At 67.1% G+C, this 23027-nt stretch carries 18 protein-coding genes; 9 read left to right on the top strand and 9 right to left on the bottom strand.

Annotation, left to right across the window (positions count from 1 at the left end; genetic code table 11):
- Positions 1-298 precede the first annotated feature (298 nt).
- From F1640_RS22870 to F1640_RS22855, 4 genes are all read left to right on the top strand, one after another.
- Positions 299-2587: a TonB-dependent receptor gene (locus tag F1640_RS22870; protein ID WP_223806483.1), complete on the top strand. Its 2289-nt coding sequence runs from the start codon at positions 299-301 to the stop codon at positions 2585-2587.
- Between the two features lie 68 nt (positions 2588-2655).
- Positions 2656-3546 (top strand): amidohydrolase family protein, encoded by an 891-nt coding sequence (locus F1640_RS22865; protein WP_194921932.1) that lies wholly within the window; start codon positions 2656-2658, stop codon positions 3544-3546.
- A 78-nt stretch (positions 3547-3624) separates the two neighbouring features.
- Positions 3625-5187 carry an ISL3 family transposase gene (locus tag F1640_RS22860; protein WP_194917272.1) on the top strand — a complete coding sequence of 521 codons (1563 nt, stop codon included), beginning with the start codon at positions 3625-3627 and terminating at the stop codon, positions 5185-5187.
- A gap of 63 nt (positions 5188-5250) precedes the next feature.
- Positions 5251-5664 carry an amidohydrolase family protein gene (locus F1640_RS22855; protein WP_309229352.1) on the top strand — a complete coding sequence of 138 codons (414 nt, stop codon included), beginning with the start codon at positions 5251-5253 and terminating at the stop codon, positions 5662-5664.
- Between the two features lie 46 nt (positions 5665-5710).
- Here the strand turns inward: F1640_RS22855 and F1640_RS22850 are convergent, their stop codons facing one another.
- The 9 genes from F1640_RS22850 to F1640_RS22810 all read right to left on the bottom strand — a co-directional run bounded on the left by F1640_RS22850 (position 5711) and on the right by F1640_RS22810 (position 16994).
- Positions 5711-6448, bottom strand: a complete 738-nt coding sequence (locus F1640_RS22850) for a class II aldolase/adducin family protein (RefSeq protein WP_124808253.1) — start codon at positions 6446-6448, stop codon at positions 5711-5713.
- Positions 6445-7422, bottom strand: coding sequence for a ketopantoate reductase family protein (locus tag F1640_RS22845; RefSeq protein ID WP_194921928.1), 978 nt, complete (start codon positions 7420-7422; stop codon positions 6445-6447). The genes F1640_RS22850 and F1640_RS22845 overlap by 4 nt, the downstream gene beginning before the upstream one ends.
- On the bottom strand, positions 7419-8597 hold the full coding sequence (locus tag F1640_RS22840) for an aromatic amino acid transaminase (RefSeq protein WP_124808255.1): 1179 nt from the start codon (positions 8595-8597) through the stop codon (positions 7419-7421). Before F1640_RS22840 ends, F1640_RS22845 begins: the two co-directional genes overlap by 4 nt.
- 210 nt (positions 8598-8807) lie before the next feature.
- Complete coding sequence (locus F1640_RS22835; RefSeq protein WP_124808256.1) at positions 8808-9536, bottom strand: GntR family transcriptional regulator; 729 nt, start codon at positions 9534-9536, stop codon at positions 8808-8810.
- 7 nt (positions 9537-9543) lie between these two features.
- Positions 9544-10434 (bottom strand): N-acetylmuramic acid 6-phosphate etherase, encoded by an 891-nt coding sequence (locus tag F1640_RS22830; RefSeq protein ID WP_124808257.1) that lies wholly within the window; start codon positions 10432-10434, stop codon positions 9544-9546.
- Positions 10435-10459: 25 nt separating this feature from the next.
- Positions 10460-12025, bottom strand: coding sequence for a sodium:solute symporter (locus F1640_RS22825; protein WP_124808258.1), 1566 nt, complete (start codon positions 12023-12025; stop codon positions 10460-10462).
- A 107-nt stretch (positions 12026-12132) separates the two neighbouring features.
- Positions 12133-14886, bottom strand: a complete 2754-nt coding sequence (locus F1640_RS22820; RefSeq protein ID WP_223806484.1) for a TonB-dependent receptor domain-containing protein — start codon at positions 14884-14886, stop codon at positions 12133-12135.
- Positions 14887-15030: 144 nt separating this feature from the next.
- On the bottom strand, positions 15031-16137 hold the full coding sequence (locus F1640_RS22815) for an anhydro-N-acetylmuramic acid kinase (protein WP_194921927.1): 1107 nt from the start codon (positions 16135-16137) through the stop codon (positions 15031-15033).
- Positions 16137-16994: a protein phosphatase 2C domain-containing protein gene (locus F1640_RS22810; protein WP_124808260.1), complete on the bottom strand. Its 858-nt coding sequence runs from the start codon at positions 16992-16994 to the stop codon at positions 16137-16139. The genes F1640_RS22815 and F1640_RS22810 overlap by 1 nt, the downstream gene beginning before the upstream one ends.
- A gap of 149 nt (positions 16995-17143) precedes the next feature.
- Between F1640_RS22810 and F1640_RS22805 the strand changes: the two genes are divergently transcribed.
- The 5 genes from F1640_RS22805 to F1640_RS22785 are packed head-to-tail and all read left to right on the top strand — an operon-like array spanning position 17144 to position 23022.
- Positions 17144-18217, top strand: coding sequence for an SIS domain-containing protein (locus tag F1640_RS22805; RefSeq protein WP_223806485.1), 1074 nt, complete (start codon positions 17144-17146; stop codon positions 18215-18217).
- Positions 18214-19365 (top strand): N-acetylglucosamine-6-phosphate deacetylase, encoded by a 1152-nt coding sequence (nagA, locus tag F1640_RS22800; RefSeq protein ID WP_124808261.1) that lies wholly within the window; start codon positions 18214-18216, stop codon positions 19363-19365. The genes F1640_RS22805 and nagA overlap by 4 nt, the downstream gene beginning before the upstream one ends.
- Positions 19362-20426 (top strand): beta-N-acetylglucosaminidase domain-containing protein, encoded by a 1065-nt coding sequence (locus F1640_RS22795; protein WP_124808262.1) that lies wholly within the window; start codon positions 19362-19364, stop codon positions 20424-20426. The genes nagA and F1640_RS22795 overlap by 4 nt, the downstream gene beginning before the upstream one ends.
- 17 nt (positions 20427-20443) lie before the next feature.
- Complete coding sequence (dld, locus tag F1640_RS22790) at positions 20444-22159, top strand: D-lactate dehydrogenase (protein WP_124808263.1); 1716 nt, start codon at positions 20444-20446, stop codon at positions 22157-22159.
- On the top strand, positions 22156-23022 hold the full coding sequence (locus F1640_RS22785) for a BadF/BadG/BcrA/BcrD ATPase family protein (protein WP_124808264.1): 867 nt from the start codon (positions 22156-22158) through the stop codon (positions 23020-23022). The genes dld and F1640_RS22785 overlap by 4 nt, the downstream gene beginning before the upstream one ends.
- Positions 23023-23027 lie beyond the last annotated feature (5 nt).

Genomic DNA, 23027 nt, shown 5'->3' with positions numbered 1-23027 from the left:
ATGCAATCCGCGTGCATTCTGCGAATCCGGCCCCTTGCATTCTTATTGACGGCAACCCCCTCCTGTTTCACGCTCCCGGCCATAAGAACCTTTGGGGGCCGCGGCAGCGTGCATTTGCACCGTCGCGGAAAAATTGCGGGGAAACAAGGGAGTAGAATCTCCTCCTCTCATATGGGACTCCTGAAATTGGGCAGACAAGCCTGTCGATCGCATCCGTTGCATCGGCATGGTGATTTGTCATACGGCGGCGCCTTCGCGCGTCACCGCGTGATGAGGGAACAAACAAAAGGGAGGTCAAGTGACAAAGAACATGAACCGGGGTTGCACCTCAATCCGCCTCAAGGCCATGCTGCTGGCGGCGGGAAGCGCGACGCTGCTCGCCACACCGGCTCTGGCGCAGGAAACGCCCCAGGACCGCGGCGGCGATGAAATCGTGGTGACCGCGCTGAAGCGCGAAACCAACCTGCAGGACACGCCGATCGCGATTTCCGCCATCAGCGGCGCAGCGCTTGCCAATTCGGGCGTGCAGAGCATCGCCGATCTGGGCGCGACCACGCCGGGCCTCAACTTCGTCGATGGCGGGCCGTCGCAACGCCGCGTGGTCATCCGCGGCATCCAGGGTCCGGGCGAGCCGATGATCGGCACCTATTACGACGAAACGCCGGTGACCGGATCGATCGGCGCCAGCAACGACGCCGGCGGATCGACGCCCGAACTGCGCCTGTTCGACGTGCAGCGCGTGGAAGTGCTGCGCGGTCCGCAGGGCACGCTCTATGGCTCGGGTTCGATGGGCGGCACGCTGCGCGTGATCTACAACAAGCCGAACCTGGACGCGGTGCAGGCCGGCGTGGACATCAGCGGTTCCAACACGCACCACGGCGGCTGGAACATGGAAGGCAGCGCAATGATCAACGCGCCGATCGTGACCGACAAGGTCGGCCTGCGCGTCGTCGGCTTCTATCGCAACCAGGATGGTTTCATCGACAACACCACGCTGGGCATCAAGAACATCAACAAGCAGGAAAGCTTCGGCGGCCGCGCGCTGCTGCGCCTGAAGCCGACCGAGCGCTGGACGATCGATCTTGCGGCCTACATCAACCGCAGCCGGACCGACACGCCGAGCTGGACGCTGGGCGCCGGCAAGTACATCTCCGATGCCTATACCCGCCAGCCGGTGCGCGACAACGTGGAGCTGTACAGCATCACGTCGAACTATGACCTCGATTTCGCGACGCTGACCGCGACCGGATCGTACATGCACCGCAAGCTGTCGTCGGTCTCCGACGTTTCGCGCTACATCCGCGGGCAGCGCACGCCCGCCCGCTGTTCAGCGCTGGTTGCCGGCGGGGCGGCCTGTTCGCCGACCCAGCTCACGAACTTCTACGCGCTGGTCGATGGCCAGTCGACGTCGGCGCTGTTCCCGCAGCAGGACATGGACACCTGGACCGGCGAAATCCGCCTCAGCTCGAACGGCAAGGGACCGATCAACTGGACCCTGGGCGGCTTCTATTCGAACCGCCACACCAACGTGGCCAATCCGCAGGTCAATGCCGATCCGCTGAACGGCCAGGTGATCTATCCGCTCCAGATCGCCACGGTGCGCTTCATCGATGACAGGCTGGAACAGATCGCGGGCTTCGGCGAAGTGTCGTGGGATATCACCGATCGCCTCAACCTGACCGGTGGCGCGCGCTATTTCCACTACAACAAGAACATCGTGGGCCAGACGACCGTTCCCTCGATCCTGGTCGGCGCGCGCCTCACGCCGCCCACCGCCGTCACGTCGGGCGAAAGCGGCTGGGTGGTCAAGGCCAACGCATCGTACAAGATCACGCAGGACGTGATGCTCTATGCCGAAGCGGCGCAGGGCTTCCGCCCGGGCGGCGCCAACCAGGTGCTGGGCCTCGACGCCGCGCTGACCGCGTACAATTCGGACAGCCTGTGGAACTACGAAGTGGGCCTCAAGACGGCGTGGTTCGACCGCAAGGTGACGCTCAACGTCGATGCGTTCCAGATCGACTGGAGCGACATGCAGATCACGCTGCGCACGCCCAACGGCGCCTTCTCCTACATCGGCAACGCCGGCAAGGCGAAGGTCAAGGGGATCGAGGCGGAAACCGGCATCCACCCGCTGCCAGGCCTGTCGATTCTGGGCAACTTCTCCTACATCGACGCCAAGCTGACCGAGAACCAGAACACCGGCGTGACCGCCACGTCGGGCCTGAAGGGCGATCGCATACCCTACGTGCCCAAGATCATGGGTGGCGGTTCGGCGCAGTACAGCTGGCCGCTCACCGAGTCGCTCTCGGGCTTCCTGCGGGCGGACTTCAACTATGTCGGCAGCTCGTGGTCGGATTTCCGTCCGAACTACGTCTATGCCCGCAAGGTTGACGATTACGCGCTGGTCAACGCCCGCATCGGCATCGAGGAGCCCGACAACAAGTGGGGCGTGTACCTCTTCGTCACCAACCTGTTCGACGCGACCGCGATCACGCGTTCCACGTCGAGCGCCATCGCCGTCGGCCGCACGCTGGTAACCAGCGCCACGCCGCGCACGGTCGGCGTCAATTTCCGTACCAACTTCTGATCCCATCGGGGCGGCCTTCAGCCGGGAGAAGGCCGCCCCGATTCCATTCCCATTTCAAGAGAGCGCCCATGTTCACCATCACCAGGAACCGTCTGGCCGCCACGGCCGCAACCACCGTTTTCGCCCTGTTCACCACCCCGGCCCTGGCGAAGGATCTGGTGGTTCACGCCGGGCATCTGATCGACGGGGTCGGCGCGAAGCCGCGCGACAACGTCTCGATCCTGATTCACGATGATCGCATCACCGGCGTCCAGGACGGGTTCGTCACGCCCGCCGGCGCGGAAGTCATCGATCTTTCGACGGCCACGGTTCTGCCGGGCCTGATCGACATGCACGATCACATCACCTCGGCCTATACCGGCAAGAACCCGATCGCCGAGCGCGTGACGCATTCGGACATCGATACCGCCTTCGATTCCGTGGGCTTCGCGCGCAAGACGCTGGAAGCCGGCTTCACCTCCGTGCGCGATGTCGGCGGGGAAACCGGCGTTGTCGTCGCGCTGAAGCGCGCCATCGCCGGCGGCAAGATCGCGGGGCCGCGGCTGTGGGTTTCGGGCTATCCGCTCGGCCCCACCGGCGGCCATGGCGATCCGCAGAACGGCATGAGCACGGAACTCGATTTCCATAGCGAAGGCCGCGTCATCGATGGCCCGGACGAAGCCGCCAAGGTCGTCCGGCGGATGCACCGCGATGGCGTGGACCTGATCAAGATCATGCCCAGCGGCGGCGTGCTGAGCATTGGCGACGATCCGAACAACACACTGATGACCGACGCGGAGATCAGCGCGGTCGTCAACACCGCGCACAGCCTTGGCATGCGCGTGGCCGCGCACGCCCATGGACGCGACGCCATCATCCGCGCTTCGGCGCTGGGCGTGGATTCGATCGAGCACGGCTCGTTCGGCGATGCCGAAGCCTACAAGGTGATGAAGGCGCACGGCACTTATCTGGGGGTCTGACTCAAATTCCGTGCAGATTTGACATTTCTGCGCTGTGTGCGGCCAACTGGATTGGGGGTCAGCAAGGAGCACACGTCGATGGCCTCGAAAGCATGGGACAGTAGCCTGCAGTTACCGGGATTAATCGTGGAAAGCCGGACTGTGATCGACGGAATCGTCGAGATGTCGGGCCGATTGGCGGCCGTGGGAGCGGATTGCCCGGATTGCGCGATGCCATCGACGTCTCTCCACAGTCGATATGACCGCATGCTTTCGGATTTGCCGGTCAGCGGCAGCATCGTCAGGCTGAGACTGTCGGTTCGACGGTTTCGGTGCACGCATACCCTTTGTCCAAGGCGCACGTTCAGCGAGCCGCTGGCGCCGCCGGTTGGCCGGCGATATGGCCGCAGGGTGGGTCGTTGCGACGCGCTAGTGCGCGCGGTGGCGGTCGCGCTGGGTGGTAGGCCGGGCTCGCGCATGATGGCGCGTCTGTCGGCGCCTTGGTCGCGCGACACGATGCTTCGAGTTCTGAGACGCAGCGATCCTGCCTCCGTGCCGCCGCCACCTGCGCGGGTGGTTGGCATCGACGACTTCGCTTGGCGCCGCGGCCACAGCTACGGGAGCATCGTGGTCGATCTCGAACGACGCGAGGTGATCGACCTGCTTCCCGATCGTCAGCGCGACACGGTCATCGCCTGGCTGCGCCAGAACCCGCAAGTCGAAATCATCTGTCGCGACCGTGGTCCGGGTTATGGTGCGGCCGCAAGCGAGGCGGCGCCGCAGGCACAGCAGGTGGCCGACCGCTGGCACCTGTTCGAGAACGCCTCGGCAGCATTTCTGGCGGCAGTGCGTTCGGAAATGCCATGTTTGCGGCGCGCGCTGGCGCCGACGGGGCCGGTCGATCCGGCGACCCTGACCCGTGCCGAGCGCATCCAGTGGGATGGCTACCAATTGCGCGAGGCCCTCAACCGCCAGATTATCGATCTGGCCGGGCAAGGCGTGCCGATCAGGGTCATGGCACGCACGACCGGCGTGTCGCGCAAGACCATCCGCAAGGTCCTGCGCGGCCAGCGTCACGACACCTTCCGCACGCGCCAGAGTTCGCTCGATGTCTGGTCGCTGACCCTCGAGGCGGAGTGGAATGCAGGCTGCCGGATTGGGGCTGAACTGTGGCGGCGGCTGAAGGCTTCCGGTTTTGGCGGTTCGCTGCGCGTAGTCAGCGAATGGGCGACCCGTCGTCGTCGCGACGAAAAACTTGGCCACACCGGCGGTGCGGGGCTGAGTGCACGGACCATCGCGCGCAGCATGACCACCGAGCGCGACACCGGATCAGCGCAGACCGCCCTGATAAACGCGGTGATCGAAAAGGCCGTGCCAGCGCTAATCAGCGCACGCGAGGCTCTCGATTGCTTCCACGCCATGATGCGCTCAAAGGACAAGGCCCGGCTCGATCCTTGGATCGCCATGGCGGCCGAGACCAAGCTTGCTGGGTTCGCTGCCGGCGTCGAAGCCGACAAGGACGCCGTTGCCGCCGCGATCTCGACGCCGTGGTCCAGCGGTCAAGTCGAGGGCAAAGTCAACCGCCTCAAGGCCATCAAGCGCCAGATGTACGGGCGCGCCAAAATCGACCTTCTCAAAGCCAGAGTTATGGCGCCAGCGTGACCTGGATTGCACGGAATTTGAGTCAGACCCTATCTGGTACCCACGCTGCTCGTCGCCGACACGGTGGTCAAGGTCGCCAAGGCCCACCCGGAATCGCTGAACCCGTCGTCGGCAAAGAAGGCGCTGGAAGTCGGCCCGATCACGATCGCCAACCTCGGCAACGCCTACAAGGCCGGCGTGAAGATCGCCTTCGGCACCGATCAGGGCATGGCGCCCCATGGCACCAACGCGCAGGAATTCGCGCTGATGGTCCGCGCCGGCATGACGCCGATGGACGCGATCCGCGCGGCGACCGTCAACGCCGCCGATCTGCTCAACGCCAGCGCGGATGTCGGATCGGTCCAGGCCAATCGTTACGCCGACCTGATCGCCGTGGCGGGCGATCCGCTGGCGGACGTCACCCAGCTTGAACGCGTGCGCTTCGTGATGAAGGGTGGCGCGGTCGTGAAGGGTTGGACGGACGCCACGGCAAAGTAAGTATGTTCGGATCGGACCGGGGGCTATCGGCTTCCCGGTCCGGTGGTTACCCTTGCGCGCGGCGCATGCGCCTCACCGCCGCGTCGAACACCATGCGCGCCGCACCATTCGCACCGCCGGTGATGCGGCGCGCATCGGCCGCGCACTTGTCGCGAATGATCCCCGTCAGCGAAATCTGCTCGCCCTGCATCGATTGCGCGAGCAACTGGATCTGCGCGGCCCGCTCCACCGTCCACATCAGCATGAACGTCGACGCGATATCCGGCCCGCAGACCGCGACACCGTGGTTGCGCAGCGCCAGCACATCGTGCTCGCCCAGCGATTCCAGCATCCGCCCCTTCTCTTCCGGATAGAGCGTGATGCCCTCGAAATCGTGGTAGCCGATGCGGCCGGTCAGTTGCGCGCCGTAGAAGTTGTCGTGGCTGAACCCCTGCGCCTTGTTGACCACGGCGGAAACCGCCAGCGTATGCGCGTGGGCCACGCAATTCACGTCCGGCCGGTGGGCGTGGATCACGCCGTGCAGCGCGAAACCCGCCGGATTGGCCTTGTAGCCGTTGTCTTCCAGCAGGTTGCCGTCGGTATCGACCTTGACGAGACTTTCCGGCGTGATCTCTTCGTAGGCGAGGCCGAAGGGATTGACGAGATAGCCGTGAATCGCGCCCGGTACGCGCAGCGAGATATGGTTGAAGATGATCTCGTCCCAGCCGAACCAGGCGACGAGATGATAGAAATCGGTGAGTTCGCGGCGCAGCGCCGCCTCGTCCGTCAGAACGGCCTTGGTCATGCTTGCTTCTCCGGAAAGCGGGTGCCGGCACGGAAACGCGCCATGTCGACGATCGCCCGGCTGACGGGCAGGTCCATGCCGATCTCGTCCGCCATCTCGAACACGGCATCGGCGATCGACGACAGCTCCAGCGGCCGGCCTTTCAGGTAATCCTCCAGCATCGACGTCCGGAACGCCCCGGCCAGCCGTCCACGCCCCAGCATCTCGTCGCGCGTCATCGGCGGGCAGGCGTTGTAGCGCGCGGCGACGCGCCAGGTTTCGTCGAGGATGTTCGACACGATCGGGACCAGCCGCGCATCGGAGCACAGATCGCCGAGTCCCGCCTCCGCCACCACCGACAGCGGGTTCGTCGCCAGGTTGAGCGCGGCCTTGGCCCAGACCGCATCGACGATGCGGTCGCTGACCGTCACGTCGATGCCGCACGCCGCCAGCACCCGCGCGAGGGCCGCAACCTTGTCCCGGCTGTCGCTGCCGATCGCGCCGATCACCAGGCTTTGTCGCTGGGTGACGGTGACGTGGGCGGGCGCCTGCATCATCGCCGTCGTATAGACCACGCTGCCCACGATCTGCGCCGGCGCGAACCGCCGCGTCAGCGTGCCGTCGGGATCGACCGCGCGCAGCGGCTCTGCCCTATCCGCCCGCCCGAGCCGGAACCACCACGGAATTCCGTTGACCAGCGGCACGACCAGCGTGTCCCTGCCGATCGCGGCGGGCAACGTTGCGGCCACGCCGGGCAAGGCCGCCGCCTTCACCGCCAGCACCAGAACATCGGCCGGGGTATCGGGAACCCGATCGCTGACCGCCGGATGACCGGTAATCGTCTCGCCCGCCTCCTCGCAGGTCACGCCATCCCGTTCGATCAGCGCGGCCCTTGCCGCATCGCGCACGACCAGCGTCACGTCCTGCCCGCCATGGGCGAGCCGTGCCGCGATCGCGCTGCCGATCGCCCCCGCGCCGACCACCACGAACGTCATGCCAGCACCGCGCGCAGGGCAGCCACGAATGCTCCCACCTGCTCTTCGCGCAGACCTGCGATGTTGATGCGCCCGGACGGCACGACATAAACGCCGTGATCGTCGCGCAACCGCGCGATATCAGCGGGGGCAAGCGCCAACGACGAGAAAAAGCCATGCTGCGCCGCCAGCCGGCCCAGATCGATGGGGCCGATCCGTCCTTCCCGCGCAAGCAAGGCGCGCAATCCCTGCACGCGTCCGCGCATGGCATCCAGTTCGGCGCGCCAGATCGCGGTCAGTTCGTCCGAATGCAGGATCGTGCGCACCACTGCCGCGCCGTGGTCCGGCGGCATCGAATAGGTGGCGCGGGCCAGCGCGGTAAGGTTGGACGCCGCCAGCTCGACTCCCTGCCGCCGGCCAACCACGAAAAGCGCGCCCACGCGTTCGCGATAGAGCGCGAAATTCTTGGAGCAGGAATAGGCAACGAGCGCGTTTGGCACCTCCTCCAGCAGGATGCGCAATCCCGCCCGGTCTGCCTCGAGGCCCTGCCCCAGCCCATGGTAAGCGGAGTCCACCAGTGGCAGGAGATTGCGGCGCGCCAGTGCCCTGCCGATCGACCGCCATTGCGCTGCGCTGGCGTCCACCCCGGTCGGGTTGTGGCAGCAGCCGTGCAGCACGAAGACATCGCCTTCCCGCGCCGCTTCTAATGCTTCCCCGAACGCGGCTTCATCGATCTGTTGCGAGAGCGGATCAAGGTAGCTGAAGGTGCGGACAGCCAGACCGGCGGCGGCGAACAGGGCGCCATGGTTGGTCCAGCTTGGCGCGCCGAACCACACGGTGCGGTCCGGCTTCTCCCGCGCGAGCAGATCGGCGGCGAGCCGCAGCGCGCCGGTTCCACCGACGGTCTGGATCGCGGTGACGGCATGGTCCGCCCGCGCATCGCCCAGCGCCAGCGGCTCCACTCCCTCCAGAAACGCGCGATCGCCTTCGACGCCAAGGTAACTCTTGGTCGGTTGGTCGAGCAGCAGCCGGCGTTCGGCTTCCTTGACCGCCCGCATGACCGGGGTCTGCCCGCATTCGTCCCGATAGACGCCGATCCCCAGATCGAGCTTCCGGTCCCGGACGTCGGCGGAAAAGGCGGCGCCCATGGCCAGAATCGGATCGTCGGCCTGTCGCGCCAGGGTCATGAAGTGCATGTTCGGGTCCCGTGATGAACGGGCTTCACCCTAGCGGGGGGGCGCGGCAATCGGCTTGCGTAATGGGGGTCGGATGCGCGCCGGATGCAACCGGGTTGCACCTTCACGCCATTTGGAGAAGGCGGCTTGCGTCAGACCTCTGCGCCGCACTCGAAGCACCCTGCCGTGTACGATGATCCCGCAAGCGCCCTTGCGGCCTCGGCCATGAAGTCAGATATCTTTGAGATCGCTCACGAATTCGTAGCGGTCACCGCGATAGACCGATCGCGTGAATTCCACGATGCGGCCACTGGGCACCCAGGTCTTGCGTTCGATCCGCAGAACTTCCGAATTCTGCCGCACGCACAGAATGCCTGCTTCCGTCGGCGTCGCCAGCGATGCGCGCACGCGTTGCGTGCCCGCCGTCGGCCGGAAGCCATAACGGTCGAGCGCCTGATAGAGGGAATCGCCGAGCGCTTCGAGATCGGGAATGAACTCCGCCGGGACCACGGCATGTTCGATCGCCAGCGGTTCTCCTCCCGCCAGACGGACGCGCCCCAGCCGGGCGACGCGGGCGTTCGCGGCGATTTCGAGAGCGGCAGCCTCTTCCTCGGTCGGCTGGGCATAGCCCTTGTTGATCCAGACAACGCCGGGATTTTCGCCGCGCGAGCGGGTTTCGTCACTGAAACTGCTAAGCTTGCCGCCGGGCGTTTCGATGCGGCGGGCGACGAACGTGCCGGAGCCCTGCTTGCGGACCAGCACGCCTTCGTCGATCAACTGTTCGATCCCCTTGCGCACGGTGACGCGCGAGAGACCGGCCATTTCGCTGAGATCGCGCTCCGATGGAAGCGCGCTGCCCGGATCGATGGCCCCGCTGCTGATGTGTTCGCGCAGGCTGCGCGCCAGTTGCAGGTAGAGCGGTGTTCCCTCCCCGCTGCGTGTCCAGGCAATGTCTTGCATCGTTTGCTCAATCTCGCCTTTCCAGCGCCCCCATGACCTTGCGCAGGTCACCCCCGTTGGCGTCGAGAAGGGCCTGCCCTTCCCGTACCGGAACGCCCAGCGCCACGATCACGCCAAGCCGGATCTCGTTCCCGGCGGTCTCAAGCGCCTGCGCGGCGGTTTCGGCGTCCACCCCGGCGATATCCTGAACCATGCCGCGCCCCCGTTGCAAGAGCTTCGCGTTGGATATGCGCATCGCCACCATGCGCCCTTCATAGACCAGTCCGCGCCGGATCATGATCGCGGTGGAAAGAAGGTTGAGCACCGCCTTCTGCGCCGTACCGGCCTTCATCCGGGTGGACCCGGCGACGACCTCGCTGCCGGTCACCACCACGATCGCATGTTCGGCCTTTTCGGCAAGAACCGAGCCGGCATTGTTGGCCACGCCGATGGTCAGCGCGCCCAGCCGACGGGCCTGCTCGATCGCCGCGACGGTGTAGGGCGTGCGCCCGCTGGCGGCGACGCCGATCACGACGTCCGCCGGCCCGATCCCCGCCTCGGCAATTTCGGCGCAGCCTGCCTTCGCATCGTCTTCCGCGCCTTCATAGGCTTCGGTCAGCGCGCCGAGACCCCCGGCCATCAGGAACACCATCCGCTCCATCGGCCAGCCGAAGGTGGGGTGCAGTTCCGTGCCATCCTGCACGGCAAGCCGCCCCGACGTTCCCGCGCCGACGAACACCAGCCGCCCCGTCGCGCCGAGGCGCTCAGCCGCCGCTTCCGCCGCGCGAGCGATGGCGCGGGTCTGCGTCTGGATGGCCGCGATCGCCGCCATCTGGCCTTCGAGCATGGCCTCCACCGCCAGGTCCGTCGGCCAGAGATCGAGATCACGGTAGCGCGGATCGAGAGCTTCGGTATTCATGACATCCTTTTCCGCAAGGCGGGGATCAATCTGTTTCAGAAACCGCTGGCCCGCCCGGCCCCGGCACCACGGCACAGACCACGAAGGCCACCAGCGTGCCAATGCAGAGCTGGAAGGGAAACGACAGGCCGAGCAGCGCGGCCGGCAGCCCGATCGCGCGCGCGATCGCGGGTTGCAGCAGCAGCACGGTGAAGAAGCCCACCAGCAGCGATGCGATGACCGATCCGGTCGTTCCCCGCCGCGTGAACAGCGCGGTGAAATAGACGCCGAGCAGGCCCGCGTAAGTGAACACCATGACCTGCAGCGCGAATTCCAGCAGGCCCATGTCCGAATAGCGCTGCCAGTAGAACGAGACGATCGCCATCACGAACATCGCGAAGCCGATCACGCCCATGCCGGCGCGGCCCGCCTGCACGTAATGGTGTTCGGCCACGGCGCCGCGCCTTGCGCGCCAGGGTCGGTAGAAGTCCTGCACCAGCACCGAGGACATCGCGTTGAGCGCGGAATTGGTCGTGGCGACGGCCGCCGCGCAGATGCCCACGGTCACCAGACCGCGCAGTCCGCCGGGAAGCTGGGTCAGGATATAGTGCATGAAAATGCTGATCTTCTCGCCGCCGAACTCGTTGCCGGCAACCGCCGTGGCCCCGCCCATCAGGTCTGGCCGGTCATAGAAGACGTAAAGCAACAGCCCGATGACAATGAACATGCCGACTACCGGAACCGTCGCCAGGACCGAAAGGTAGAGGCTGCGCGCGCCGGTCTTCGCATCCCGGCAGGCGAGCAGGCGCTGGGTGGTATCCTGATCCAGGCCCGAATTGGCGATATAGAGCAGCGTCAGACCCGTCAGGATCGCCAGCATCGAGAACGGGCGCGACGGATCGATCGAGAAATCGAAAAGCCGCAGCTTGTCCACGCCTTCGGGCGTATGCGACAGCCCGTGGATGATGTCCGCCGTCGATGCCGGGATCGACAGGCGCAGGAACACCAGCACCGCGATGGCGGACCCCAGATAGACGACGAACTGGATCAGGTCGTTCCACAGCACCGACTTGAGCCCGCCGACGAAGGTGAACAGCACGCTCGCCACCACCAGCAGCGCGGCCGCGATCATGATGCCCTGCGCCTCGACCGTGCCGGTAATCACCATGGCGAGGGCGATGGCGGCAAGATAGACGCGCGCGCCGCCGGCTAAGACGCGGCCGACCAGGAACATGCCGCCGGCCCAGCGCGTCGCCTTCTCGCTGAAACGCAGGGTCAGGAGTTCATAGGCGGTCGTCGCCTTGATCCGGTAAAAGCGCGGGATCAGCACATGCGCGACGAAAATGGCTCCCAGCAAACCGCCGATATTGCCGCTGAGATAGGTGAGATCGCCGTGATAGCCATAGTCCGGCCCACCCAGGAAGGTCGCGGCGGACTGTGTGGCGGACAGCACCGAAATCGCCGCGAGCCAGGCCGGCACGTTGCCGCCCGCCAGGAAATAATCGTGCGCCGACGCGGTCTTGCGGGGCGTGAAGATCCATCCTCCCCCGACGAGCAGCAGGAGGTAGCCGGCGATCACCAGCCAGTCTGCCATCGAGAAAGGCAGCGTCATTGCGGAATTCTCCCGTCCTTTGCCCGGCATGCCATGGCCGGGGCCTTGGAAAAAGCCGGCGTCCGGTCAGCAGGGACCGACCGGACGCCGCGAAGGGTGGCAGGGTCTCAGAGATGCGCGGTCAGCGAAAGGCCGATCGTGCGCCCCATGATGTCGTAGGTATCGGGGAAGGTGTTGAACACGCCGCCGGTCGAAACACGCGGCGGGTCCTTGTCGAACAGGTTGTAGATACCGGCCGTCAGCGTGATCGCCTTGGTGAATTCATACGATGCCGACAGGTCGAAGGTATCCTGCGCCGCCAGCGTTTCCGTCGACCCGGCGGTGCTCGACCGCACCTTGCCGATGCGCTGCCAGTCGAACTGGATCACGCCCTTGTCGAACATCCAACCAAGGCCAACCGTGTGGCGATAATCGGGCTGGACCAGCGTGGTGCCATCGCTCGAACAGGTCGCGCCGAAGGTGCCCTTGCACTGCACCGCCGCCACCGTGGCGTTGGCCTGGATCAGATAGGACGTGACGATGTTGCCCTGATAGCTGAGGCGCATGCCCTTGCCGGGCAGCCAGTCGGGGCGGACGGTGTAGTTCGCCGCGATGTCGAACCCGCGCTGCAACAGGCGACCGAGGTTCTGGTTGTTGACGTAGGCGTCCTTGAAATAGCCGGTCGCCGGATCGCGGGTCACCAGCCCGCAGAGCGGGTTGCTGGCCGAGGGATTGGTGATGTAGCAGCTGGTGATCGCCGCGATCGGCTGGATCACGCCGACGGCGCCGCGCAGGTCCAGCTCGTACCAGTCGACCGTGACGTTGAGCCCCGGCACGAAAGTGGGCGTCAGCACCGCGCCCAGCGTCTTGGTATAGCCCGTCTCCGGCTTGATGTTGGGATTGCCGCCGTAGTAGTAGTTGCCGGTCAGGTAGCTGGCGGACATGGAATCCGCCGAACCCACCGCCGGGGCGCCGAAGCGCGCGCACTGCGCGGCGTTGCCGGTGCCGAGCACGCAGGGATCGCCGCCATAGCGGGGCTTGAGGCGATCGACCGTGACCAGGTTGTTGAACGGCAGCGACGAGGTGCTGGCGGCGAACTCGCCGAAGTTCGGCGCGCGCAGAACCCGCTGGTAGGTGCCGCGCAGACGCAGGTTGGCATCGACTTCCCAGTTGGCTTCCGCCTTCCAGGTGCCATGGTTGCCGAACAAGTTATAGTGCGAATAGCGATAGGCGCCACCGACGTTCAGCTTGCGGATCAGCGGCAGGTCATGCAGCAGCGGCACGAGCACTTCGCCGTAGAGCTCCGCCACATCGAACGAACCCTTGTAGGCCGCCTGCACGCCCTGGCGATAGGTATTGCCGCTGAGCAGCGCGCTGTCCTGCGCGATGGTCGCGTTTTCCTTGCGGTATTCCGCGCCGATCGCGAAGCCGATCGGGCCGGCGGGCAGCGAGAACAGTTCCTCCAGCGTGCCGCTCAGCGTGGCGGCGGTGACGAACTGGTCGCGCTTGCGGTTGAAGCCGTTGATCGAGCTGCCCAGCGCGCCGGCCAGGGCGCTCTGGTTCGGCCCGAAGATATTCACGGTGTTCACGATCGCGCCGAAGTTGTTCACGCCCGCCGCGTTGGCGACGAGGCCATCGCCGGTAATCAGCGAGTTCTCCGTCGAGCGGCTGTACTGCGCATAGATGTTCCACTTGGTCGAGGCCGTCAGCGGGCCACGCAGACCGGTCTGGAACTGCAGCGTGTCGCGTTCCGTATGGTACGTGATGAGGCCGAGTTCGGCCAGCGAGCGCGAGACGTTGACTTGCGCCGCGCCATTCACGAACGTCAGCTGGTTGCGGATCTGGTCGGTCAGGAACGGGTTGTTCTGGTTGATCGAGACCACACGGTTGACCGAGGCGGGCGTCGCGCCCGGCGTGCCGGTCTCTTCGGTGCGGGCGTTGGTGTACATCGCGCGGCCGTAGATTTCGACCTGCGGCGTGATCTCGTACTTGAACAGCGCGGCCACGTTGATGCGCTTCAGCGGCGAAACCAGCGGATAGCTGCCCGAAATGTTCGAGGTGGCCGAAGGCGTGGTCGTGAACGCGCCACCATCGGTGAAGCCGAACTTGCGCCCGCTGGCCACGTCGGTGAAGACGCCGCCGATGCTGGGGATCGTCTGGTTGGGCGTGGTCGCCCAGCTGCGCTGGCTGGCGGTAATCCCGTCCCGCTGGGTGTAGTCCGCCGCGATCACGATGTGGCCGCGATCGCCCAGCCCGGCGCCCAGCATCAGCGAGCCGCCATACTGCGCACCGCCATGCGTGGCGAGGCGCGCGGCGGACGTGGCCCGCAGGCCCTCGAAATCGTCGTTGAGGATGAAGTTCACCACGCCGGCCACGGCATCAGCGCCATAGACGGCGGCGGCACCGCCGGTCAGCACGTCCACCCGCTTGATCAGCGAGGCCGGAATCGCGTTCACGTCCACCGAGTTGCGGAAGCTGAACGGCGCGGCACGGGTGCCGTCGATCAGCACCAGCGAGCGGCTCTGGCCGAAGTTGCGCAGTTCGAGAACCTGCGCGCCGAATGCGTCGCTGCCCTGCGAGCCCTGGCGGACGCCGCCCGAAAGCTGCGGCAGCTTGGTCGAGAAATCCTCGATCGTCAGCGCGGACTGGAGCTTGATCTTCTCCTCGCTGGTCGAAGCGACGGGGCTGCTCGCGGTGAGGCCGGGCACGGCGATGCGCGTGCCGGTAACGACGATCTCCGCCGCTGGCGCTTCGGCGCCGGCATCCGACGGCGCATCGGCGGACTGCGCGTGCGCAACGCCCGTCCCCTGCACCAGCGCGACGGCGAGAGCGGCCGTGGCCACGGCATGACGATAGGATTTCACCATGGGATTTCCCTTCATTTTCCTGTTTCCCTGAACCCAGTCGCCGTCGCCGTGCTGACAGTGCGCCCCGAAGACTCGACGGCTTGCTCGGCTGGATTGACCTTCAAAATGCATACCTGTGCGAGAATGTAAAGTATCGGTATTTAACTGGTACTATTTTTATCATACCACAGCAGCGGATGCAGCCTGCGGACGCCACAGCGTTCCGCCGGTGAGCGGCGCTTTCACACCGGTCGTGCCGGGATAGGTCAGCGGCAATCCGCGCACGCTGCGCGCGGCCAGGAACGCCATGGCCTCGGCCTCGACGAAATCGCTGCGCAACCCCAGATCGCCGGCCGCCCGGCAATCGCCGAGCCGATCGCGCAACCCCTGCATGAGCACGGGATTGTGGCAACCGCCACCACAGACAATCCAGGCATTGGGCGGCTCCGGGAGGCTGCGACCGGCCAGCGCGACGGATTCCACCGTAAACGCGGTCAACGTCGCCACCGCGTCTTCCAGCGCCAGATCCGTCAGGCAATCCAGTGAAAAATCGTAACGATCCAGCGAGCGGGGTCCTTTGCCCCGGAAGTGTTCGTGCGCCAACAGATCGGCCAGAATCCGCGCATCGACCTGCCCCGCAGCGGCCAGTCTGCCCCCGTCGTCGTAACGGCCCGCGCCGCGCTGTTGCACGATCAGATCGATAAGACCATTGGCGGGACCGGTATCGAAGGCGACCAGTTCCCCGTCCGCGCCGATCCAGGTTACGTTAGCCACGCCACCGAGGTTCAGGAACGCCAGCGGCCCCGGCAGTCCCATCCGCGCCGCCAGCGCGGCGTGGTAGGCCGGCACCAGCGGAGCGCCTTCGCCGCCCGCGCGCAAATCGTCCTGCCTCATCTGCGCGACCACGGGCACGTCCAGCACATCGGCCAGCGCCTGCGGATCGCCGACCTGCACCGAAAGCTGGCGGCGCGGCCGGTGCAGCAGCGTCTGCCCATGAAAGCCCACGAGGTCGGGCCTGCGCCCCGCCTGTTCAATCGCCGCACGGCCCGCGCGCAGATAGCCCGCGTCGATCACCGCCCCCGCTTCTGCGAACGAGGACGGCACGCTGCCATGGCCATCCCACGCCAGCGCCTCATGCGTCGCCCGCACCACCACGGCGCGCTCGTCATCGGAGAACGGAACCAGCAGGCACGGCCCGTACCCGTCGATCCGTTCGCCATCGGTTTCGACCAGCGCGACATCGACGCCATCGAGCGAGGTCCCGCTCATGTATCCCATCACCAGCATCAGTTTGTGTCCTCCCAGCGGCAGACGACCAGGCTGGCGTCGTCGTGCGGCTTGACGCGCGCGAAGCGACGCAAGGAGCCCGGCGCACGCTCCAGCGCCCGCAGCGCATCCACCCAGCGCCGCCATTCATGGGCGCTGCGGATGGCCAGAAAATCGGCCGGGTCGGCCACGCCGAACAGTTCCGTAAGGCGCAGAAAACCGTCGCTGGCGATGGCGAAGCTCTGACCGGGGCGCAGCGGAAGGCGCGCCTGCCAGGCATGGTCCGCCGCCGCCGGTTCGGTGCCGAGCACCCAGTAGCCGCCTTCCCGGTTCATCAGCCGGCGATTGGCGACAAGGCCCGGCATCAGTCGCTCCTTGAGCGCATCCGGCGTGATCGCGGGGTCTTCCGCCAGAACCCCGCGCAACGCGGCCAAGGTGCGCTCTTCGATCGCATCCAGCGCTGCGCTGCCCCAGAGCCGCGCCGCGCCGTCCGCATCGGCCGCCACCACGCGGCAGTCGGCCAGGGTGGTGATCTCCGCCATGCCATCAATCGCCCGCACCATGGCGAACGCCGCGGAGGGCAACTCGTGATGCCCTTCCGGTTCGCGCACGCGCTGGCGCAGCAGGGCTTCGCCACACTGCGCCATGACCGTGCGCAGCGCTTCAACCGTGGGCATCGCCGGATGCGCGCGCAGAACGTCGGCGAGGAACCGGCTCGCCGTTTGCGCCAGCCATGCCGCGTCACTTGGTTCTTCCAGCAGCGAGGCGCCGATGCCGGTCGCGCCGTCGATCACCCAGGCCGCGTTTCCGCAATGCCCCACAACATCCTCGTTGATCGCGCCCTGGTAATCGGTGGCGGCTATCTCGATCCTGAGCATGCATACGCCTCCCTGAGCCCCACGCGGACGACACCGTCCCGCCGCCGCCGCATCGCGAATTCGCCAGATCGGTATCATCATTTTTGAAAATAATAAAACCATTTTAATGCCACTTGAGGTGAATCGCCCTGAATGGTATCTCACACGCCATGACCTCGACTCCCCATACCCTCGAAACGCTCGTGCCGGGCGCAACGCGGATGGCCGCGGAAGCGCTGTCCGCGCCGGCATTGTGCGCGCGGCAGCTCCAGCTTAATACCAATCTGGTCCGCGACGCCGGCCAGCGCCTGCGCGCGCTCGCCCCGTCCTTCGCGGCGACGCTGGCGCGCGGCAGTTCCGATCAGGCCGCCGCCTTCGCCAAGTTCCTGCTGGAAACGAAAGCCGGCATCCCCACGGTCAGCCATGCCCCGTCGACGGGTTCGCTCTATCACGCCACCTCGGCCCATTTCCGCAACGTGCCGCTGATCGCCATCTCGCAATCGGGCCGCAGTCCCGATCTGCTCGCCGCCGCCGATGACGCGCGCGCGCGGGGTGCGGTGGTCATCGCCGTGGTCAACGATGCCGCCTCCCCCCTCGCCGACCTCGCCGAGATCGTCGTTCCCGTCCACGCCGGCCCCGAAACCAGCGTGGCGGCGACCAAGAGCTTCCTTTGCACGCTCGTCGCGCTTACCCATCTCGTCGCCGAATGGAGCCAGGACGCGGCCCTGCTGGAAGCGCTGCCCCAGACGGGACGCGTGCTCGAACAGGCCGCCGCCGCCGACTGGACCGCCGCCGTCGCGCCGTTGAGGGACGCCAGCGAGATGCTCGTGCTGGGCCGTGGCCCCAGCCTGCCCATCGCCGGGGAAGCCGCGCTCAAGCTGAAGGAGACATCGAACCTCCATGCCGAAGCCTTCAGCAGCGCCGAAGTCGCGCATGGCCCGATGACGCTGGTGGGAGCAGGCGATCCGGTGCTGGTCCTCGCCCCGCTCGATATCGCCCGGACCGGCCTTCGCGCGCGGCTGGAGGATTTCGCAGCGCGGGGCGCGAACGTGATCGCCGCCGGCCTGCCCGAAGACGTGGCGCCCGCGAGCCTCGTCCTGCCGATGGACACGCAGGTCCATCCCGTGCTGGGCGCGATCGCGCAGATCCAGAGCTTCTATGGCCTCGCCAATGCGCTTTCACTGGCGCGGGGGTGCAATCCCGATAGCCCTCCGCATCTCAACAAGGTAACGCGCACGCTATGACGCTGACGGCTCTTACCGGCGCGAACATTGTTCTGGCCGACGCGGTTGCCGAAGGGCAGGCGCTGTTGCTCGATGGCGACCGCATTGCCGGCCTTGCTCCGGCGGATGCCCTGCCGGCCGACTGCGCCCGCCATGACCTTGACGGCGGCTGGCTGCTGCCGGGCTTCATCGACGTGCAGGTCAACGGCGGGGGCGACGTGCTCTTCAACGATCACCCCTCGGTCGAGGGCATTCGCGCCATCGCCGCCGCCCATCGGCGCTTCGGCACGACCGGGCTGCTACCGACGTTGATCAGCGACTATGCCGCCGTGGTCGATAACGCCATCGCGGCGGGCGAGGCGGCGCTGGCCGACCGGGTGCCGGGTGTCCTCGGCATCCATATCGAAGGCCCGCACCTCAACCCCGCGAAGAAGGGCATCCACGACAAGGCGCGCTTCGCGGCGGTCGATGCGGACGTCATCGCGCGGCTGGCGCGGCCCACCCTGGGACGGCGCGTGGTGACGCTGGCCCCCGAACTCGCGCCGGCAGGAACGGTGCGGGCGCTGGCCGATGCGGGCGTGCTGGTCTGCGCGGGGCACAGCCTTGCGGACTACGACCAGACCCGCGCCGCGCTGGGAGAGGGATTGGCGGGCTTTACCCACCTGTTCAATGCCATGACGCAGTTGCTCAGCCGCGATCCGGGCATGGTCGGCGCGGCGCTGGAAGATCGCGCCAGCCATTTCGGGCTGATCGTCGATGGGCTCCATGTCCATCCCGCCGCGCTGCGCGTGGCGCTGCGCGCGCGCGGGATCGACGGGGCGATGCTGGTGACCGACGCGATGCCCCCGGTCGGCGGCACGCAGGACCGGTTCACGCTGATGGGGCAGGACATTGCGGTGATCGACGGCACCTGCCGGGGGCCGGACGGCACGCTCGCCGGATCGGCGCTGAGCATGGTGCAGGCGCTGTGCAACGCGATGGACCTGCTCGGCTGCGACATCGTGACCGCATCGCGCATGGCGAGCGGCAATCCGGCGCGGTTCCTGCGGCTCGGCCACGAAACCGGCGCCATCGCGCCGGGCTTGCGCGCCGATCTCGTCCATCTGGACGAAACGCGCGCGGTCACCGCCACATGGATCGCCGGCGCGCGCGCGGATCACCCCGCATGATGCCCGAACTGGGCCTGATCGAAGGCCGCTTCGGACGCATCTGGACCGAGGCGGAGCGCGGCCATGTCGTGCAGACGCTCGCGGCGGCGGGCTATGGCTTCTACCATTACGGCCCCAAGGCCGACCGCGCGTTGCGCCGCGCCTGGCGCGAGCGCCACGATCCCGAACAGACCGCGATGCTCGGTCGCCTCTCGGCCCAAGTGCGGGCGGCGGGGATGCGGTTCGGCATCGCGCTGACGCCGATCGGCTCCACGCACCCGTTCGACGACGACGCCCGCGACGCCCTCGCCCGGCGGGTGGCGGACCTTGATGCCATAGGCATCGACGACCTTGCCATTCTGTTCGACGACCTGCGCGGCGACATGCCGGGCCTTGCCGCGCGGCAGGCGGACGTGGTCAACTTCTGCGCGGGCCTGACCCGGGCGACGCGGGTCTATACCTGCCCCACCTACTATTCGGACGACCCGGTGCTCGATCTGGTGTTCGGCGACCGGCCCGCCGGCTATCTCGGGGAACTGGGGCGACGGCTCGATCCGGCGGTCCTCGTCTACTGGACCGGCGAGGAAGTCTGCTCGCGGGCGATCGACCGCGCCCATCTCGAACGTGTGGCGCGGGAACTGGGGCGGCCGGTCTGCCTGTGGGACAACTATCCCGTCAACGACGGCGCGCGCATGTCGCGCTTTCTCCACTTGCGCGCGTTCACCGGCCGCTCCGCCGCTATCGCTCCGCACGTTTCCGGCCACGCGATCAACCCCGCGATCCAGGCGCACCTCGGCTGCATTCCCGCCCTGACGCTGGCTGCGGTTTACCGGCAGGGTGAAGCCTACGCCTATGGCGCGGCATTCGGCGAGGCCGCGCGGCAGGTGCTGGGCGCAGAGTTCGCGCAGATGCTGCAGCAGGATCTTCCGGCGTTTCAGGACGTTGGCCATGAACGGCTGGGATCGCGCGGCGAACGCCTGCGGGCGCGCTATGCGCCGATCGACCACCCCGCCGCGCGCGAGATCGTTCGCTGGCTGGACGGCGACGATCTGATGACCGACGACGAAGTCCAGACGCAATAGGGCCAGACAACGGCGCCATGACCGGAAAACGCGACACGGAATTGCTGGAGCGGCTGCGCGATGCGGTGGGGCGGCGTCACGTGCTGACCTCGGCGCGCGAAACGGCGCGCTACCGCCAGGGCTATCGCACCGGCAGTGGGCCGGCGCTTGCCGTGGTGCGGCCCGGCAGCCTGGTCGAGCTGTGGAAGGTGGCGCAGGCCTGCGTCGCGGCTGACGTCTCGATCATCATGCAGGCTTCGAACACCGGGCTGACCGGCGGCTCCACGCCCGATGGCGCGGATTATCCCGGCGGCCTCGTCATCATCAGCACCACCCGCCTTTCCGCGCTGCATGTCATCCGCAATGGCGCGCAAGTGCTGTGTCTGCCCGGCACCACGCTGCACCGCCTGGAGCAGGCCCTGCGCCCCCACGGGCGCGAGCCGCATTCGGTGATCGGCTCCTCCTGCCTCGGCGCCTCGGTCGTGGGCGGAGTCTGCAACAACTCGGGCGGGTCGCTCGTGCGGCGCGGGCCGGCCTATACCGAGCTGGCGCTGTACGCGCAGGTCCGGCCCGACGGCACGCTGGCGCTGGTCAACCACCTCGGCATCGCGCTGGGGGACGATCCCGAAACGATGCTCGCCCGGCTGGACGCGGGGGCCTTCGCCGAAGCCGACATCGATCCCGCCCTCGACCGCCGGGCGCACGACCATCGCTATGCCGAGCATGTGCGCGATGTCGATAGCGCCAGCCCGGCGCGCTTCAATGCCGATCCGCGCTGCCTGTACGAAAGCGCCGGCAGCGCGGGCAAGCTGATCGTCTTCGCCGTCCGGCTCGACACGTTCGCGCGCGAGGAAGACACCGCCACCTTCTACATCGGCGCGGCTTCGCCCGAACCGCTCACCGAACTGCGCCGGGCGATGCTGCGCGATTTCGCGCAGCCGCCGATCGCCGGGGAATACATGCACCAGACCGCGTTCGACGTGGCCGACCGCTATGGGCGCGACATGTTCTTCGCGATCGAGCGGCTCGGCACGGACCGGCTGCCCGCGCTCTTTGCCGCCAAGGGCCGGTTCGACGCGCTGTTCGGCAACGGCCTGAGCGACCGGGTGATGCAGTGGGCCAGCCGGTTCGTGCCCGATCCCCTGCCCGCACGGATGCGCGCCTTCCGCGATCGCTTCGCGCACCACCTGATCCTCAAGGTCTCGCGCGATCAGGTAGAGGCCACGCGCGGGCTGCTTGCCCGCCTGTTTCCCGGTGATGAGAACGGCGATCATTTCGAATGCACGCCGGCGGAAAGCGCCAAAGCCTTCCTGCACCGCTTCGTCGCCGCCGGCGCGGCCGTCCGCTATCGCGCGGTGCATCGGCGGGAGGTGGAGGATATCGTCGCGCTCGATGTCGCGCTGCCCCGCAACACCCGCGAATGGCGCGAACAACTGCCGCCGAACCTCGCGGAAAAGACCATTCACGCGCTCTATTACGGGCACTTCTTCTGCCAGGTGTTCCATCAGGACTACATCGTGCGCAAGGGCACCGATCCGCTGGCCTTCGAACACGCGCTATGGGCACTGCTCGACGCGCGCGGGGCGCAGTACCCCGCCGAACACAACGTCGGCCATCTCTACGTCGCGCGGCCCGAACTGGAGCGGTTCTACCGCAGCATCGATCCGCGCAACCAGTTGAACCCCGGCATCGGCCACACCACGCGCGGCCGCGACTGGACCGCAACGGCAACCCCTGGAGAACACCGGCCATGACCTATTTCCTCGGCATCGACGCCGGCGGCAGCAATTGCCGCGCGCGCCTGATCGACGCGGCCGGCGCTACCATCGGCGAAGGCCGTTCGGGCACCGCCAATGCACGCATCGGCATCGACGCGCTCTATGACACCTTGAAGGATACCGCCGACCAGGCGGTGGCGCAGGCCGGCCTTACCCCATCACAGCGGGCGCAGATCCGCGCCGGCATGGGCATTGCCGGCATTACGCGCCCCGGCGTGCGCGAAGCGCTCGGTGAACTGGATTTCGGCTTCGCCTCGGTCGCCTATGCCACCGACGCGCAGATCGCCAACCTTGGCGCGCATGGCGGCGAAGACGGCGCGATCCTGATCATCGGCACCGGCAGCGCCGCCCAGTTGCGCGTGCATGGCGAGGATTTCACCATCGGCGGCTACGGCTTTCCCATTTCCGACGAAGGCAGCGGCGCGGCGCTCGGCCTCTCGGCCATGCGCCACGCTCTGCGCGCGCTCGACGGGCGCACCCGCCGCACGCCGCTGAGCGCCGCCGTGACCGAGCGCTTCAACCACGATACGGCGCAGGCGATCGCGTGGATGGATCAGGCGACGCCCCGCGATTACGGTGCCTTCGCCCCGCTGGTGATGGACTATGCCGAAGCGGACGACGCCATCGCCCGCTCGATCGTGGAAGACGCGGCCGCGCATATCGAGCGCTTCATCGAGACGATCTTCGAGCGCGGCGCCACGCGCTGCACGCTGGTGGGCGGGCTCGCCCCCCGCATGAAGCCCTGGCTGCGTTCCCGCACCGTCGAACGCCTGAGCGATCCGCTCGGCGATTCGCTCGATGGCGCGCTCCGTCTCGCCGGCTATCGCGGACCGGCCTGACCCCG

This window comes from Novosphingobium sp. NBM11 (assembly GCF_015390225.1).
Classification (GTDB): Bacteria; Pseudomonadota; Alphaproteobacteria; order Sphingomonadales; family Sphingomonadaceae; genus Novosphingobium.
This window is presented reverse-complemented; position numbering and strand designations above follow the sequence as displayed.